Source organism: Microbacterium fluminis, from assembly GCF_051549805.1.
GTDB lineage: Bacteria > Actinomycetota > Actinomycetes > Actinomycetales > Microbacteriaceae > Microbacterium.
The window spans coordinates 2,734,634-2,751,391 of sequence record NZ_CP196042.1 but is presented as its reverse complement, the minus strand read 5'-3'; the positions used below and the strand labels follow the sequence as shown (position 1 = coordinate 2,751,391).

15 protein-coding genes are annotated in these 16,758 nt (G+C 67.2%); 10 read left to right on the top strand and 5 right to left on the bottom strand.

Features of this window, described 5'->3' with window-relative positions:
* Positions 1–34: 34 nt before the first annotated feature.
* From ACSJDX_RS13300 to ACSJDX_RS13270, 7 genes are all read left to right on the top strand, one after another.
* Positions 35–400 (top strand): RidA family protein, encoded by a 366-nt coding sequence (locus tag ACSJDX_RS13300; protein WP_438353129.1) that lies wholly within the window; start codon positions 35–37, stop codon positions 398–400.
* Between the two features lie 82 nt (positions 401–482).
* Positions 483–1,067, top strand: a complete 585-nt coding sequence (locus ACSJDX_RS13295) for an Lrp/AsnC family transcriptional regulator (RefSeq protein WP_438354991.1) — start codon at positions 483–485, stop codon at positions 1,065–1,067.
* Positions 1,068–1,290: 223 nt separating this feature from the next.
* Entirely contained in the window at positions 1,291–2,187 is an 897-nt protein-coding gene (locus tag ACSJDX_RS13290) for an acyl-CoA dehydrogenase family protein (protein ID WP_438353128.1), read from the top strand.
* A gap of 359 nt (positions 2,188–2,546) precedes the next feature.
* On the top strand, positions 2,547–3,458 hold the full coding sequence (locus tag ACSJDX_RS13285; protein WP_438353127.1) for an alpha/beta hydrolase: 912 nt from the start codon (positions 2,547–2,549) through the stop codon (positions 3,456–3,458).
* 39 nt (positions 3,459–3,497) lie between these two features.
* Positions 3,498–5,111 carry a flavin-containing monooxygenase gene (locus ACSJDX_RS13280; RefSeq protein WP_438353126.1) on the top strand — a complete coding sequence of 538 codons (1,614 nt, stop codon included), beginning with the start codon at positions 3,498–3,500 and terminating at the stop codon, positions 5,109–5,111.
* 50 nt (positions 5,112–5,161) lie between these two features.
* The gene (locus ACSJDX_RS13275; RefSeq protein WP_438353125.1) at positions 5,162–5,617 is read left to right on the top strand and encodes an acyl-CoA thioesterase; all 456 of its coding nucleotides are present in this window, start codon (positions 5,162–5,164) and stop codon (positions 5,615–5,617) included.
* 180 nt (positions 5,618–5,797) lie between these two features.
* On the top strand, positions 5,798–7,402 hold the full coding sequence (locus tag ACSJDX_RS13270; RefSeq protein ID WP_438353124.1) for a helix-turn-helix domain-containing protein: 1,605 nt from the start codon (positions 5,798–5,800) through the stop codon (positions 7,400–7,402).
* An 82-nt stretch (positions 7,403–7,484) separates the two neighbouring features.
* Here ACSJDX_RS13270 and ACSJDX_RS13265 read toward each other — a convergent pair whose 3' ends face one another.
* On the bottom strand, positions 7,485–8,855 hold the full coding sequence (locus ACSJDX_RS13265) for an NAD-dependent succinate-semialdehyde dehydrogenase (protein WP_438353123.1): 1,371 nt from the start codon (positions 8,853–8,855) through the stop codon (positions 7,485–7,487).
* 212 nt (positions 8,856–9,067) lie between these two features.
* Between ACSJDX_RS13265 and ACSJDX_RS13260 the strand changes: the two genes are divergently transcribed.
* Together ACSJDX_RS13260 and ACSJDX_RS13255 are read left to right on the top strand one after the other, a co-directional pair.
* Positions 9,068–9,820, top strand: a complete 753-nt coding sequence (locus ACSJDX_RS13260) for an enoyl-CoA hydratase/isomerase family protein (RefSeq protein WP_135950161.1) — start codon at positions 9,068–9,070, stop codon at positions 9,818–9,820.
* Positions 9,817–10,665, top strand: coding sequence for a 3-hydroxyacyl-CoA dehydrogenase family protein (locus tag ACSJDX_RS13255; RefSeq protein ID WP_005054991.1), 849 nt, complete (start codon positions 9,817–9,819; stop codon positions 10,663–10,665). Before ACSJDX_RS13260 ends, ACSJDX_RS13255 begins: the two co-directional genes overlap by 4 nt.
* A 28-nt stretch (positions 10,666–10,693) precedes the next feature.
* Here the strand turns inward: ACSJDX_RS13255 and ACSJDX_RS13250 are convergent, their stop codons facing one another.
* The 4 genes from ACSJDX_RS13250 to ACSJDX_RS13235 form a co-directional block, all read right to left on the bottom strand.
* Complete coding sequence (locus tag ACSJDX_RS13250; RefSeq protein WP_228179553.1) at positions 10,694–11,716, bottom strand: alcohol dehydrogenase; 1,023 nt, start codon at positions 11,714–11,716, stop codon at positions 10,694–10,696.
* 281 nt (positions 11,717–11,997) lie between these two features.
* Positions 11,998–13,404, bottom strand: a complete 1,407-nt coding sequence (locus ACSJDX_RS13245) for an IS1380 family transposase (RefSeq protein ID WP_135950160.1) — start codon at positions 13,402–13,404, stop codon at positions 11,998–12,000.
* Between the two features lie 121 nt (positions 13,405–13,525).
* Positions 13,526–14,425, bottom strand: a complete 900-nt coding sequence (locus ACSJDX_RS13240) for a LysR family transcriptional regulator (RefSeq protein WP_135950159.1) — start codon at positions 14,423–14,425, stop codon at positions 13,526–13,528.
* A 96-nt stretch (positions 14,426–14,521) separates the two neighbouring features.
* Entirely contained in the window at positions 14,522–15,277 is a 756-nt protein-coding gene (locus ACSJDX_RS13235) for an SDR family NAD(P)-dependent oxidoreductase (protein ID WP_135950158.1), read from the bottom strand.
* A gap of 153 nt (positions 15,278–15,430) precedes the next feature.
* On the opposite strand from ACSJDX_RS13235, the gene ACSJDX_RS13230 reads away from it, so the two are divergent.
* Positions 15,431–16,756 (top strand): CaiB/BaiF CoA transferase family protein, encoded by a 1,326-nt coding sequence (locus ACSJDX_RS13230; RefSeq protein ID WP_438353122.1) that lies wholly within the window; start codon positions 15,431–15,433, stop codon positions 16,754–16,756.
* Positions 16,757–16,758: the final 2 nt, after the last annotated feature.

Below are 16,758 nucleotides of genomic sequence, written 5' to 3'. Positions count from 1 at the left end.
GCGTGCAGGAGGCCGATCGATCACTCCGGACACCATGACGGAGGATTACCTTCAGTATCACTTCTCGCCGGGATTCGAAGCCGGCGGATTCCTGTTCGTATCGGGACAGATCGGGCTTGATCCCTCTGGACTCGCTCCTTCAGACCCATCAGAGCAGGCGCGCATCGCCTTCGAGAGGCTCGGTGCGGTACTCGCTGAGGCGCAGCTGAGCTATGACGACATCGTCAGCATCACCAGCCATCATGTGGGCGATGTCGCGGGTGTCTTCGATTGGTTTCCAGCGGTGAAGGACGTGTTCCTTGCGCCCCCGTACCCCGCGTGGACAGCGATCGGGGTCAGTGGGCTTGCTCTCCCCGGACTCGTTATCGAGATCAGTGCGATAGCGAGGTCTTCCGCCTGACCTGCAGCGAGAGCTCGCCGGGAACGGCATGATTGTCGTAGCGAGTCGTAGAAACCCAACAGCACTGCTGAATGTGAGCGAGATGGGCGAAAGGCCACACGGCAGCCGCGAGCGCACACACGTGGCCGGCTCGGAGTCCTCGCGCGTCGACGAACTCGACGAGAGGATCCTCTGGGAGTTGATCAGAGACGGCCGGACGACGATGACTGCGTTGGCCGACCTGCTCGGCATCTCTCCGTCGACGGCATCCGCTCGAGTCTCTTCACTGAAGCAAGCCGGAGCACTCAAATCGGTGCACGCTGAAGTCGACTACCAAAGGGTCGGCCTGCCGGTTCAGGCGATGGTGTTCGTGCGGCTGCGTGCCCAGGCGCGCCCTCACGTGCACGAATACGCGAGATTGATGGCCAAGTTGCCCAGTGTGCTGAACCTCTTTTTCATCGGAGGGAACGAGGACTTCCTCATCCACTTGGTCTGCACCTCGACCGACCAGCTGAGGGACATCGTCTCCACGCAGGTGAGCATGCACCCGGTTGTTGCCTCGACGCGTACGCATATCGTCTTCGAGCACGCGCTCGGTTCGGACCACATGCACCATCTGTCCGGCTTCGATGAGGTGAGACGGCCGATCGACCAGTCGGCAGACTCTCCGGGAATGTTCGACGGATGAGAGCTCCCTAGCCGTTCCTTGACGTCCTCGCCCACGTGCGGGGAGACAGAATCCTGCTCTGGACCGCACTATGCCGATGCCTGGACCGCAATTCATGCCGATGCAGCAATAGTCACCGCGACGCTGAGTATTTGTCCGCGCCAATCCTGTCGTTGCGAGTATAGACATATGCGCAGGAAGCTCCGACGTCCCCGCTGATGTCTTCGACGATGTCCTGGCTACCGTGCGCGACTTCGTCCGGAACCGAGTCGTGCCCCGCGAGCTCGAGATCGTGGCGTCCGACGCCATCCCGGACGATCTGCGCCAGCAGGAGGCGGAGATGGCACTGTTCGGCGACGCGATCCCTCAAGACTGGGGTGGTCTCGGCCTGGATCTGGTGCAGCTCGCCATGGAGCTCGGATACACTTCGCTCGCGGTGCGGTCCATGTTCGGCACGAACAGCGGCATCGCCGGTCAGGTTCTCGTCGGGTTCCGCACCGACGCGCAGAAGCAGCAATGGCTGCCTCGCCTCGCTGAGGGCGATGTGGCCTCGTTCGCGCTCACGGAGCCCGGCGCCGGCTCTGACCCCGCCGGACTGCGCACGACCGCGACTCGGGACGGCGACGACTGGATCATCTCGGGGCCAGCTCTAGTCGGCGACGAGAGGACCGGGTATCGCGCCGCGATGACCTCTCTCGCGCGAGGCCGGATCCATATCGAAGCGCTCGCTGTCGGGTCGGCGCAACGGGCGCTCGACGAGTCCGTCTCGTACGCGGCGACCGCCACACAAGGCGGCACCCCTATCGGAGACTTCCAACTGGTGCAGGCGATGCTCGCCGACCAGCAGACCGGGGTGATGGCAGGTCGAGCCCTCGTCCGCGAAGCGGCGCGCCTGTATGTCACCGGAGAAGACCAGCGCATCGCACCGTCAGTCGCGAAACTGTTCTGCACCGAAATGGTCGGGAAAGTCGCCGACCCCACGGTCCAGGTGCACGGCGGAACCGGACCACGCCGCCAAGACACAGCCCCGCCCCGCCGCCACGCCGCCGCCGGGCGGTCGCCACCACGCTCGGGATGGCGGCCGGCGTTATCCCCCTCATCCCACGCTGCCGATAGGGATCGGGGCGCGCCCAGACGATGAGACTGACCACCGCGCTGCAAACACTGATCCTCGCGCTGCGCCCCGGGTCGGCCAACATGCTCTGAGCATCCTGCTCGGCACATCCGTCGAGGCTGGTTCGGACGCCGCTGCGGCCCACCTGCGCGTGGTCATCGTCGTGCCACCCTGGTCGCCCGGTGTCCGGCATTCCCTGCTGTGTGCCGGAGCGTCCGGTGGGCTCTCAACTACCCCGACCAGGTCGCCTCACCGGCCCCAGCCCGGCACTGTTCCACATCGGCACAGTGCCCCGTCCGATTACTCCTCGAAACTTGGGATTGACCCACCGAGCGCACCGCCTTCGTTCCGTAGGCGACCGCGAGCATCAACGAAGGAGTTATGCGATGTCCTCGTCATCCACCGCGACAGCAGTCGTCCCGAGCGCTTTGCGCAACTTGTATCTGGACTGGTCCGAGCTCATGGCCACCCACGAGCTGGACATGCGGCTATTCCGCAGCATCTTCGACGAGTGGCACCAGCCGACCGTCGAACCGGAAGATGTCACCTACAAGGAGGAGACGGTCGGCGGTGTGCCCGGCATCTGGGCGTTCCCGGCCGGAGCCGACCGCTCCAAGGTCCTCCTCTACACCCACGGCGGCGGCTTCGCCGTCGGCTCCGCGGCCAGCCACCGCAAGCTCGCCGCGCACGTCGCCAAGGCAGCGGGCGCGACCGCGTTCGTGCTGGACTACCGTCGCGCGCCCGAGCACCCGCACCCCGCCCAGGTCGAAGACGGGGTCGCCGCGTTCGAGGCACTGCTGGAGCGGGGGGTCCGCCCGGAGGACATCACCACCATCGGCGACTCGGCAGGAGGCAATCTCGCCATCGCCATCCCGTTGGCGTTGAAGGCGAAGGGGCGGCCGCTGCCCGGGCACGTCATCGCATTCTCCCCGTGGCTGGACATGGAGAACCGCGGCGCGACGCTGGTCACCAACGATGCGACCGACGCGCTGATCTCCGTCCCGCTCCTGGAGGGCATGATCGCCGGCGTGCTGGGGGAGACCACTAGTGCGGCGGCGCCGCTCGCGAACCCGCTCTACGCCGACTTCACCGGGTTCCCCCCGCTGTACCTCAACGCCGGGTCGATCGAGTCCCTCGTCGACAACGCGACGCGCGTGGCCGAGCGCGCCAAGAGCGCCGGTGTCGACGTCACCCTGCATATCGCCGAAGGACAGCAGCACGTCTACCCGTTCCTGGCCGGCCGAGACGCGAACGTGGACGCGGAGCTCAACACCATCGGTCAGTGGCTTCGCGACTGACCTACTCACACCCACCACTTTCAACGAAGGAGTTGCACCATGACATCCACACAGACCACGGACTTCGACGCGATCGTCGTCGGCGCCGGCTTCGGCGGTATCTACCAGTTGCACACGCTGCGCGACAAGCTCGGCCTGCGCGTCCGCGGGTTCGAGAAGGGCGCCGGCATCGGAGGCACGTGGTACTGGAACCGGTACCCCGGCGCCATGTCCGACACGGAGAGCCCCTTCTATCGATACTCGTTCGATGACGAACTGCTGCAGGAGTGGGACTGGGCCCGAAAGTACATCGACCAGCCCGACATCCTCAGCTATCTCGAGACCGTCGTCGACCGGTACGACCTCCGCAAGGACTTCCGGCTGAACACCGAAGTCACGTCGATCGTCTTCGACGAAGCCACCAACACCTGGACGGTCGGCACCTCCGCCGGAGAGTCCTTCACGGCCCGGTACGTGGTGACCGCGCTGGGGCTGCTCGCAGCGACCAACATCCCTGACATCCCCGGGATCGAATCGTTCGAAGGGCGCCTCGTGCACACCGCGGAGTGGCCGGACGACCTGTCGATCGAGGGCAAGCGGGTGGGGGTCATCGGCACTGGCTCGACCGGAACGCAGTTCATCGTCGCCGCAGCCAAGCAGGTGTCGCACCTGACCGTGTTCCAGCGTTCCGCGCAGTACAGCGTCCCCTCCGGCAACGGACCGGTCGAGCCGGGAGAGGTGGAGGACTATAAGTCCCGGTTCCCCGAGATCTGGGATCAGGTCCGCAACTCGGGCGTCGCGTTCGGGTTCCAGGAGTCCACCGTCGCGGCCAGTGACGTCGACGAGGCCGAGCGGGAGCGCGTGTTCCAGGCGGCATGGGATCGCGGCAACGGGTTCTATTTCATGTTCGGCACGTTCAACGACATCGCCATCAGCCCGGAGTCGAACGAGGCAGCCGCTGCGTTCATCCGCCGCAAGATCGCCGAGACGGTCAAGGACCCGGAGACGGCGCGACTGCTCACCCCGACCCAGCCGTATGCGAAGCGGCCGCTGTGCAACCAGGACTACTACGACGTGTACAACCAGGACAACGTGAAGCTGGTGTCGATCAAGGAGAACCCGATCGTCGAGATCACCCCGCGAGGCGTGAAGACCGCGGACGGCGTGGAGCACGAGCTGGATGTGCTCGTGCTGGCTACCGGGTTCGACGCGGTCGACGGCAACTACCGCCGCATCGACATCCGCGGGCGCGGAGGGGTGAGCGTCGACGAGCACTGGGCCGACGCTCCGACCAGCTTCCTCGGCATCATGACGGCCGGATTCCCGAACATGTTCATGATCCTCGGCCCCAACGGGCCGTTCACCAACCTGGTGCCCGCCATCGAGGCGCAGGTCGAGTTCATCACGACCCTGGTGACCGAGGCGGAGCGGAGAGGCGGGCTCATCGAGGTGTCGCAGCAGGTCGAGGACGAATGGACCGAGACCTGCACGACGATCGCAAACTACACGCTGTTCCCCAAGACCGACTCGTGGATCTTCGGGGCGAACATCCCCGGCAAGAAGCACGCCGTGATGTTCTACCTCGGCGGCCTAGGCGCCTACCGCGGCCTCCTCTCGGAGATCCAGGCGAAGGACTTCGAAGGATTCAGCATCGGACAGCCCATCCCGGCCTGATCGACGGTAACCGTAGGCCGGGAGTGTGCTTCCCGGCCTACGGTCGTCCTATGAGCGACAACATGTCAGAAGACGTCACCTTCCGATCACGCCGCTGGGTCCGTCCCGAGGACCTGAACGCGCACGGCACCCTGTTCGGCGGCAGCCTGCTGCGCTGGATCGATGAAGAGGCCGCGATCTACGCCATCATCCAGCTCGGAAACTCCCGGGCGGTCACCAAGTACATATCCGAGATCGACTTCGTCAGCTCCGCACGACAAGGCGATCTGATCGAGATGGGACTGCGCGCCACCGCGTTCGGGCGCACCTCCCTCACGATGCGCGCCGAGGTGCGCAACATGATCACCCGTGACCGCATTCTGACGATCGAGAAGATCGTCTTCGTCGGCCTCGACGACCACGGCCAGCCCATTCCTCACGGCTACACCGACATCACCTACGAACGCGACCGGCTTCCCCACCACCATGGACTCATGCGCACAGAGGATGGATCCACAGCGGACTAGGTATTGGCGGGTCCTAATAGGGAGGCGGATACTGGGTGGGACCACTTGCAGTGACGCGAGGTCCCAGCTATGTCCACCGATACCTATTCCGCCGCGAGCGTGCGGCAGGCTCGTGAACGCCTTCTCGAAGCTGGCGTCGGCGCGCACGGTCTCACTCCCCGAACACTGAACGTCCCCCCGGTGATCGAGCGCAGTTGGCGTCGCTCGTTCACCACCGGTGGCGGCTACGATCCGACGGCGACTCCTGCCTACCACCCGTTCTCCGAACCGGCGGGACGCTTTCAGGACACCGCTGAGATCGTCCTGGCGCGATGGGCGGAATCACTCGCGGACATGCGTGTCGCGCTGCTGGTCAGCGACCGATCCGGACGGATCCTCGCCCGAAAGGTGGGCGACCCGAGCCACGCGAGACGGCTCGACAAGGTGTCCGCCGCCGAAGGATTCGAATTCTCGGAGTCCGCGCTGGGCACGAACGGACTCGGAACGGCGATCGAGGAAAGATCCGCAGTGTTCGTGCGCGGCGCCGAGCACGTCAACGACCGGCTGCAGACCCTCGCCTGCGCCGGCGCCCCCATCCACGACCCCCTCTCGCAGCGGGTCATCGGCTCGCTCGCCCTCGCCTCTCCCGTCGGGGCATCCCACCCCGCGATGCTCGCGATCGCGAAGCAGGCCGCTCGCGACCTCCAGGACGCGCTCCTGAACACCGCACCGCTGGAGCTGCAGGCGCTGCTGGCCCGGTTCGCGGACGGTACCGCCCGCCACCGCGTGCTTGCCATCGGCCGTGGCGGCGTGCTCGCCTCGACGGGCGCGTTGCCGATGCTCTCGGCCGAGCGGCACGTGACCCTGTGGGACGAGCTCCAGGCCCACCACTGGCAGGGGGATGTCGCATCCGTCCTGCTCGCGGATCGGCCGAGCACTGCCCGCCGCATCGTGAATCGGGCAGGCGAGAGCATCTACCTCGTGGAACTGCCCGAGGACGAGCCGACCGCAGCGCCGGAACCCACCCGACTCTCCCGCCTTGCCGCGCACCTCGACGTGCTCGGCCGCACCAGCGGGTGCATCGCGATCCACGGTCCGCGCGACAGCGGGAAGACGCTTCTCGCCCAGCTCTGGCTGCGCGAACGCGACCGCCACGACCCGGTCGTCATCGACGCCCCGGCATTTCGGGAACCGGAGGCCGTGGCCACGGCGGCGCAGGCGCTGAGCACAGGCACGTCGGTGGTCGTCCGCAGCATCGAGTCTTTGACCGACGCTGACTTCCCGGTCCTGCAGCAATTGGCCGGCGCGGCAGATCCCGTCCGGTCCGCCCGGGTCGTGTTCTGTGTCGCAGACGACCTGACTGGCGTCGTCGTCGATTTCCTGGGCCGCCAAGGGCCGCGACTCGACCTCCCAGCGCTGCGCGATGACCCAGACCGTGTCATCGGCCTGGCCGTGAGACTCGCTCAGGAGCACTCGGTGACACTGAGCCCTGCTCTGCTGCAGGCGCTTTCCCGGTGGGACTGGCCTGGTGGCGCCTCGGAGCTGCGGGTTCTGATTGCCGCGATGGTGGCGTACCGCCCCGTCGGCACCATCCTGGACGTCGACCTTCTGCCCGCCGAGATGCGCACACGTGCCCGCCAGCTGCGCGGCATCGCCGCATCCGAGTACCGGGCGATCGATGCGGCGCTGCGGGAGGCGGACGGAAACCGTTCGCGTGCAGCGGAGATCCTCGGTATCGGGCGCACGACGCTGTACCGGAAACTGCGCGCGTACGGTCTCGACGGGCAGAACACCCTGATCTCCTGAAAACAGCGCCCCCGCCTGCCGACCAGGGAGGCCTGGATTCGCAGTTGCGTACTCGGCGCGGCGGAGGCGTTACACGGGGATATCAGGCGGGGGTTCGGATGAGCTTCTTGTTCGCGAACTCGTCCATGCCGTACCGGGCGAGCTCGCGTCCGACGCCGGAGCGCTTCACACCGCCGAAGGGGAGGTCCGGTGCGCTGCGGCTGGTGCTGTTGATCCACACCATCCCGACCTCCAGTTCGCGGGCGATCTGCGCGGCCGCCACAGGGTCCTGCGTGAAGACGCTGCTGGACAGCCCGAAGGGCGACTCGTTGGCCAGGGCGACCGCGGCCTGCGGGGAAGGCACCCGGTACACGACCGCGGTCGGTCCGAACAGCTCCTCCTCGTAGGCTCGCATCGGCGGGGTGACCCCGGTGAGCACGCTGGGCGGGTAGAAGGCGCCCTCTCGGCGTGCACCGGGGGCGATGTGCAGGGTGGCGCCCTTGGCGACCGCGTCCTCGACGAGCTCCTCGAGCTCCTTGCCGGCATCCGCGGACGCCAGCGGGCCGAGGAACGTGTCGGGGTCCGTGGGGTCGTCGGGGGTGATCTTCGTGATCGCGTCGATGAACTTCCGGGAGAACTCGTCGTAGACGGCATCCACGACGATGAACCGCTTGGATGCCGTGCACGCCTGGCCGCCGTTGGCGATGCGGCCGCGCACGCCGGCTGCCACGGCCGCGTCGACGTCAGCATCCTCCAGGACGATGAACGGGTCCGAGCCGCCCAGCTCGAGGACGACCTTCTTCATATGCCTGCCGGCCACCTCGCCGACAGCCGAGCCCGCCTTCTCGGAGCCGGTCAGCGACACCCCTTGCACGCGCGGGTCGGCGATGATGCCGGCGATCTGGCGGCTGTCTACGAACGCGTTGATGTACGCGTCGGCCGGAAGCCCGGCATCGTGGAGCACGCGTTCGATGGCGAGGGCGGACTGCGGGCAGTTGCGGGCGTGTTTGAGGATGATCGTGTTGCCCAGTGCGAGGTTGGGGGCGACAAACCGGGCCACCTGGTAGTACGGGTAGTTCCACGGCATGATCCCCAACAGCGGCCCGATCGGCTCGGTGCGGACGAGCGCTTCCCCTCCGCCGACGATGTCGAGGGTCTCGTCGGTGAGAAACGCTTCGGCGTGGTCGGCGTAGTACTGGTAGATCGAGGCGACCAGCTCGACTTCCCCGCGGGCCTGCGTGACGGGTTTGCCGACCTCGAGGGTCAGCAGCGCGCTCAGTTCATCGATGCGGTCCCGGTGCAGTTGCGCCGCGCGTGCCAGGATCCCCGTCCGTTCGGCGAGCGGCAGCTCCCGGTACCTGCGGTAGGCCGTGTGCGAGCGGGCGACGATGTCGGCCACGTCCGCATCGCCGATCACGGGGTACTCGGCGACCGTCTGGCCGGTGGCTGGGTTGATGGTCCGGTATGCACCCATCGTGGTCTCCTCGCTTCATTGCTGTCGTGCGTCTCTCGGGCCACGCCCGCCCAGATCGGCGGTCGTCTGGCGCGGTACTGCCCACTCAGCCTGTCGCGCCGTGGCCGAGTTCGTCCAATACCGATCCCGGCCGAGATTGATGACGATGGCGCATCAGATGTACGTGGATCGGGTATTGGACGCGCATTGATCGGTGATGGGAGGCTGGGACGGTGACCACTCTGATACTCCGCGAGGGCGCGGACCGGCTTCACGTCGAACTGAACCGTCCTGACGTGCGAAACGCGATCAACGACGACATGGTCGACGAACTTCACGCGGTATGCACGAGCCTGGAGCGAGAGCCCCGCATCCTGATTCTCACCGGAACCTCCACGCCCGAACGGGGTGTGTTCGCGGCTGGCGCAGACATCCGGCAGCTGCTCGAGCGCGGCCGCGACGAAGCGCTGGCCGGCATCAACTCCGGGCTGTTCACCCGTATCGCGCGGCTGCCTATGCCGGTGATCGCCGCGGTCGACGGGTTCGCGATCGGGGGCGGTGCGGAACTCGCGTACGCGGCCGACATCCGGATCGCGTCCACCCGCGCCGTGTTCGGCAACCCCGAGACGGCGATCGGAATCCTGGCCGCGGCCGGGGCGACCTGGCGGCTCGCCGAGCTGGTGGGGGAGCCGCTGGCCAAGGAGATCCTGTTCACGGGGCGCCGGCTGGACGCCGAGGAGGCGCTGCGGTGTGGGTTGGTGGCCTCGGTGCATGAACCCGACCAGTTAGCGGCCGCGGCGGATACCGTCGCCGATCGGATCGCTGGCCAGGATCCGCTCGCCCTCCGCCTCTCGAAGCGCGTGCTCGCTGCGCCGCGGGACGCCCACCCCCTTGTCGACGAACTCGCGCAGGCGATCCTGTTCGAGTCGGACGCCAAGACGCAGCTGATGACCCGATTCCTCAACCGTTCTCAGGAGACCCGATGATCACTGTTCCCTCCACCGTCGGCGTGATCGGGGGCGGCCGCATGGGCGCCGGTATCGCGCAAGTGTTCGCTCAGGCGGGCGCCCAGGTCACCGTGATCGAACGTGACCCGGCGGCGGCGGGCGCGGCCGCCGCGCGGTTGGCCGATGGGATCCGCAAGGCCGCGGAGCGGGATGCCTCGGTCGACGTCGACGCAATCGCCGGCCGCGTCGCGGCCAGCGCCGACTACGAGGCGCTGCGGAATGCCGAGCTCGTGATCGAAGCTGTCCCAGAGACATTCGCACTCAAGGTCGAGGCGATGCAGAGAGCAGAGGGGATCGTGGAGGAGTCGGCGTGGCTGGCCACGAATACCTCATCGTTGTCGGTGACAAGGCTCGCGGCGCAGCTGGCGAGGCCGGAGCGCGTGTGCGGACTGCACTTCTTCAATCCGGTGCCGCCCTCGTCACTCGTCGAGATCGTGCTGACGCCGTCGACCGACCCGGACCTGCGGCAACGGGCGGAGCAGTGGGTGACATCGCTGGGGAAGACCCCGATCGTCGTCAACGACGCGCCCGGCTTCGCGAGCTCCCGCCTGGGCGCGGCAATCGCGCTGGAAGCGATGCGGATGCTCGAAGAGGGGGTGGCCAGCGCTGAGGACATCGACACGGCGATGGTGCTGGGATACCGTCACGCGACAGGTCCGTTGCGCACCTCCGATCTTGTCGGGCTGGACGTGCGTCTCGGGATCGCCGAATACCTCTATGAGACGCTCGGCGAGCGGTTCGCCCCGCCGCAGATCCTCCGCGACAAGGTCGCGGCCGGGGAGCTGGGACGCAAGACGGGACGCGGCTTCTTCGACTACGCGTGAGTCGTGGCCGGCTGGACGCCCGGCGCGGTCACGCGCTGAGCACGATCCGGCCGGGCACGCCGCCCGCGGCGAGCCGGTCCAGCGCATCCTGCACCGCCGTCGCAGACAACTCCCCGTCGATGATCGGGAGATGCGGGAGCGCGCCGCGCCGCGCGAGCCCGACGAGCTCCTCGAGCTCGCCGAGGGACCCGACGAAGCTTCCGCGGATGGTGATGATCTTCAGAGTGAGCAACGCGGTGGGGATGACCAGCTCTCCGCCGAACAGCCCGACCTGAACCATCGTTCCGCCCTTGCGGAGCGCGGCGAACGCAGCGGGAGCTGTTGTGGAGTTGTTGACGAAGTCCACGATCGCCGCGACCGGCCCACCGGCGCCGGCGACGATGGCGGCGGCAAGGTCTTCCTGGCGGGCGGAGATCGTCGTGGTCGCTCCGAGCTGCCGCGCCAGTTCCAGATTGCGCTCCTGCAGGTCCACCGCGAGGACTGCTTCGTGGCCGAGCGCGCGCAGCGTGGCGATCGCCATCAACCCGACACCGCCGGCGCCTATCACCACGACCGGATCGGACGCGGTGGCCGGAAGGGCCTTGCGCGCGGCACTGTAGGCGGTCAGGCCGGAGCAGGCGAGAGTTGCGGCCCACCGCTCTTCGATCCCGGTGACGTCGAGGAGGTAACGGGGGTGCGGGACGAGGATAAACTCGGCATACCCGCCGTGGCGGGCGACGCCGAGGTTACGGGGCGAGGGGCACAGGTTCTCGTGACCTGCCTGGCATGCGTCGCAGGAGCCGTCGCCGATCCATGGGTAGACAAGGCGATGCTCACCCGGCGAGACCCCGTCGGCGTCGGGGCCGGCCGCTTCGACGACGCCGACGACCTCATGGCCGAGGACAAGCGGGTAGGTGACGCCCCGGTCGATCAGATTCAGACGCCCCCGGCTGCCGAGATCGTAGTACCCCTCACGCAGGTGCATGTCGGTGTGGCACACCCCGGACCGAACCACGCGCAGGAGGATTTCGGTGCCTTCGGGGGTCGGGGTCGGCAATTCCACATCGGTCACCGTGTGATCGTCTTGGAAGATCGCGAATGCGTGCATGGTTGTCCTCGCCGTTGATATACGCACAGTGGACTCCACGCTTCCACTTCGTTCTGATTCTCTCCAATACCAAATGGCAGGCGGATTGATACCTGGCGACCCTTAGCCTCGATCCACCGATGAGCCGTGGGTGTGCCGGGGCGGCATGATCGGGGCGCGGTGACGCGTCGAGGGCAGGGTTGAGTTCCGGGCGTCGCATCCCGGTCGTCCACTTGGTCCTCGGTCGTGCCGCGTTGCGGCGATGGTCAGGTGGTCACCGTTGGCGGTGGCGCGTGCGTGGCTGTGAAGAGCCGGTCGAACGCGGTCTGCCATGGCCAGGCCTCGGGCAGGTGCAGCGTGATTCGGCGCGCGGAGCGCGCCAGCCGTGCGGGGACGTGGATCAGGGTGCGGCGGATCGTCGCGGTCGTTGCTCTCGCGAGCCGTCCCGCTCGGTCGGCGACGAGACCGGCAGCGCGGGTGAGGTTGAATGCGATCACGGCGATGACGAGCCAGGCGCTGTTCGCGGTGAACACCCCGGAGGGCAGGTGCGCGAGCGGCCCCGCTTTGAGGTCGGCGTGGACCTGCTCGATGATCGCGTGACCGCGGTGGGTCTTGTCCGCGGCCACCGTGTCCATCACCTCCTTCGCTGTGGTGGTGAAGAACGCGTGATGCCGGTAGACGTCGAACAGGGTCGGCTGCTCCACCTGTCTCGGGTTCAGATCGGGGATGCGCCGCACCACCAACCGTCCGGCGACCTGTTCCGCCTTCTTCCTCGAGCGGAACGCGGTGAACGGGACCTCGGCGACCTCGGCTTTGGAGATCAGCTGCCCGGTGGTCTCGTCACGGATCGCGTCGGTGTACTCGATCATCTCCCACGCATCATCCGGGATGGTCGCGATCGCGGCCTTCACCGCCGGGTCCATCCTCACGGTCACCGACACGTCGGCGCCCGCCTTGATCGCGGTGCCGACGGTCGCGTGTCCGTAGAACGCGGAGTCCGCCCGCAGCAACGGCCTGGCCCCGGTCGCGGCGCGGGTGCGGCGCAGGGTGGCGAGAGCATCGCCGACGATCCGCGCGGCCCCCTTCGGGGACCCGGTCTTCCCCTGCCGCAACCGCTGGGCCAGGATCACCGGCGCCGACGAGGTGGTCGATGCCGTGGCGAGGAGGGCGTTCAGCCCCCGGACGCCGGAGTACCCGAAACCGGCGCCCTGCTTCTGGTATCCGTGGACCTCGATGATGGTGTCGTCCAGATCCACCATCACCCGCTCGCCATCGCCTGCTCGGAGCAGCGGCGCGTCGACAGCGAGATTCGCGAACACCCGGGAGGCGACGGCGTCGAGCTGGCGGACGTGTCCGAACCGGAACTCCCGCAGGAACGACCCGAGCGTCGACGGCGCATACGTCCGGTCGAACAACCGGCCCATTCCGCCATGGCGGAGCAGGTTCATGTCGTCGATCGAGTCCGCCCCGGCGAGCATGCCCGCGACCAGTGCCATCACCTTCGCACCCGCGTTGGCGCCCTTATCCGTCGGGACGCTCAACCGCTCACGCGCGAGCTCGTCCAACCCCGCGGAACGCGCCAGGCGGAGCATCGGCACCAGCCCCGCGGCCGACACGAGATTCGGATCATCGAACACCGCAGACACTGCGGCGGGGGCGTGCTTGAATTGCATCTACGAGATGCCTCTCCGACCAGACGAACAGAACCCTAAGCAAGCTCTATTCTTCCTGATCAGAGGGGCATTTCTACGTCACGACGCTCGCTCAACGCCCCGTCCATCGGTGGATCGAGGCTTAGTCCTGCGGCGTCGGGAGGACGGATTCGGACAACCGGAGCACGGCGTGCAAGGCACGGTCGTCGCTGTCGCGCAGCCACGCCATCCGCAGCTCGACAGGTGCGACGTCGTCGGTCAGGCGCAGGAAGCGCAAGTGCGGGTCGGCGATGCTGTCGATCACCGAGGACAGGGTCAATGAGCAGCCGATCTCGGCGGAGACGAGGGACATCAGCGTCCACGAGTCCGGTGCGTGCTGGACGACATCGGCGTTGAACCCGGCGGCTCTACTCATCTGTCGCAGCCGCTCCAGCAGCAACGTGCCGGTCTGCGGTTGGAGCGACACGAACGGCTCACCCTCGAACTGCGCGATCGACACGGCACCGGCGTCGGCTAGACGGTGGGTCTCCGGGACGGCGATGACGAGTTCCTCGACAGCGATCACGCGGGTGCGCACGGCGGCGGGAATGTGGTCCCACCTGCCGAGGGCGATGTCGATGTCGCCGCGGGTGAGCAGCTGCATCGCCGGTTGGGCGAAGTGCTGACTGAGCAGCTCGAGGTGGATGCCTGGGTGGTTCTGGTTGACTGCTCGGGCGAGCAATCCGACCATCACGTTGGAGGACGCACCCGCGTACGCCAGACGGACGTGACCGATCTCGCCCGTCCCGGCTGCGCGGGCGACCCTGCTCACCCGGTCCAGCGCGTCCAGGACCTCCTGGGCGGGGGCGACGAGGGCCTCGCCCACCGAGGTCAGCGTTACCTTGCGGGTGCTCCGCTCGAACAGCCGCGCACCCAACTCCCGCTCCAGCTGCTGGATGCCGCGGCTGATCGGCGGCTGCGCCATATGCAGGCGCTCGGCTGCCCGTCCGAAGTGCAGTTCCTCGGCGACGGCGAGGAAGGTGCGCAGCTGCTGCAGATCCATCCAGGGATTATTGCATAATCCGTACCGATGGAAGGTGGATTGGCATACAAGTCTGGATGAGTCGGCCGGGGTCGCGCAGACCCCGGCCGACCGAGATCACTGCGCGGTATAGCCGCCATCCACGACATACTCGGCGCCGGTGACGAAGGAAGCCTCGTCCGAGGCGAGGAAGAGTACGACGTTCGAGACTTCCTCGGGCTGGCCGGGCCGGTCGAGGATCGTCGTGGACAGCACGGCTTTCGTCGACTCCGGCGTCGCCAGCAGCCCCGTGGTCATGGGGGTGGCGATGACACCGGGATGCACAGAGTTCACCCGGATGCCGTACTTGGCCAGGTCCACCGCGCTGGCCTTGGTCAGCAGCCGGACGGCGCCCTTTGACGCCTCGTACGCGGCGGCGCTCGGTGCGCCGATGATGCCGTAGATCGACGAGATGTTCACGATCGATCCCCCGCCTGCGCGGACCAGAGCAGGCACCGCGGCCTTGGTGCCGAGGAAGACACCCTTGGCGTTGATGCGGAAGATGAGGTCCCACTCCTCCTCTGTGGTCTCCTCGACGGGCTTGAGGATGAGCACCCCCGCGTTGTTGACCAGAATGTCGAGCCGGCCGAAACGCTGCTCGGCTTCTGCCACGATCTCGTCCCACCTCGCCGCGATCGCGACATCCTGCTCCAGCCCCACGACCGTCCCGCCGTCACGGTTCGCTTCGGCGACGGTGTGCTCGAGCCCGGCCGAGTCGACGTCGGTGGCGAGGACGCTCGCCCCTTCCTGGGCGAGGCGGCGCACATGCGCGCGCCCCATCCCGTTCGCCGCGCCGGTGACGATCGCGACCTTGCCTGCAAGCCTGCTACCCATGGGTTCTCCTTAGCCTCATTGCTGATCACGCCCAGGCGCAGGCCGCTGCCGGCCCCGTCGCCTCGACGCTCCCCAGGCGTGATGTCCAAACGGGAGTCTCGAGTGTGCCGTTCTGGAACAGCCCCTCGTTTCATGAGATCACAGCATCAATACGTGTCCGATCAGGTATTGGACGGACATAAACGGCTGCTGGGAGTCTGGATGGACATGACGACGACTGAGGTGTTCCCGATGATGAAGAGCTCGCTCCCGGATGACCGGACGGTGCAGGACGTTCCCGGCGGCCCTTTCGACGGCCTCCTAGTCGCCGATTTCGGCCGGGTACTTGCCGGCCCTTACTGCACGATGCTGCTCGCGGACCTCGGCGCGACGGTCATCAAGGTGGAGAGCCCGCTGGGGGATGAGACACGCAGCTACCGGCCACCGGAGTACCGAGGCGAGTCGACCTACTTCCTCTCCATCAACAGGAACAAGCAGTCTGTGGTGCTGGACTTCCGCAACCCCGATGACCTTGTCCTCGCACAGCGTCTCGCGGCCCGAGCCGATGTGGTCACAGAGAACTTCAAACCCGGCGGGCTCCGGCGATTCGGCCTGGACTACGAGTCCGTCAAGCGGGAGAACCCCAGTGTGATCTATGCGTCGATCACCGGCTTCGGTACCGCGGGAGGCGCGGGGCTCGCCGGCTACGACCTGCTCGCACAGGCGCTGTCTGGACTGATGAGCGTGACCGGCGCGCCGAACACGGAAGGATTCCGCGCGGGCGTCGCGGTGTTCGATGTGATCACCGGATTGCACACCTGCATCGCGATCACCTCCGCCCTTTACCACCGACAGCGCTCGGGAGAGGGACAGCACGTCGAACTGAACCTGCTGTCCTCCGCACTGTCGGGCATGGTCAACCAGACCGGCGGGTTCCTGCTGAGCGGGCAGTCTCCGACCCGGATGGGCAATGACCACCCCAGCATCTACCCCTACGCACCGTTTCGCACCCATGACGGGGAACTGGTGCTCGCGATCGGCAACGACGCGCAGTTCGCTACGTTCTGCGACGCCATCGGGCTGCCGCAGCTGGCCGCAGACACTCGCTTCGCGTCCAACGCAGACCGCAGCGCGCACCGAGACGCCCTGCGCCCGCTGCTGACAGCGCGGCTGGTCACCAAGACCGCATGGGAGTGGTTCGACATCTTCAGCCCGTTGCAGGTCCCGTGCGCGCCGGTCCTGGATGTCCGTGGAGGCGTCGAGTTCGCTGCGAAGATCGGCCTGGAGCCCAGCGTCGCGGCCGGCACCGGCGACCACGCGGTGCCCACCATTCGCAACCCCATAACGTTCTCCCGCACCCCCGCGAGTTACCGCGCCGCGCCTCCTGCACTCGACCAGGATGGCGAGGCGGTCCGACGGTGGCTGCAAGTCGCGGAAGACGATGAAGACCACGTCGGCGACCGGGTTACCGTCCCGGCGATTCGGAAAGAGGGACGCTGAGA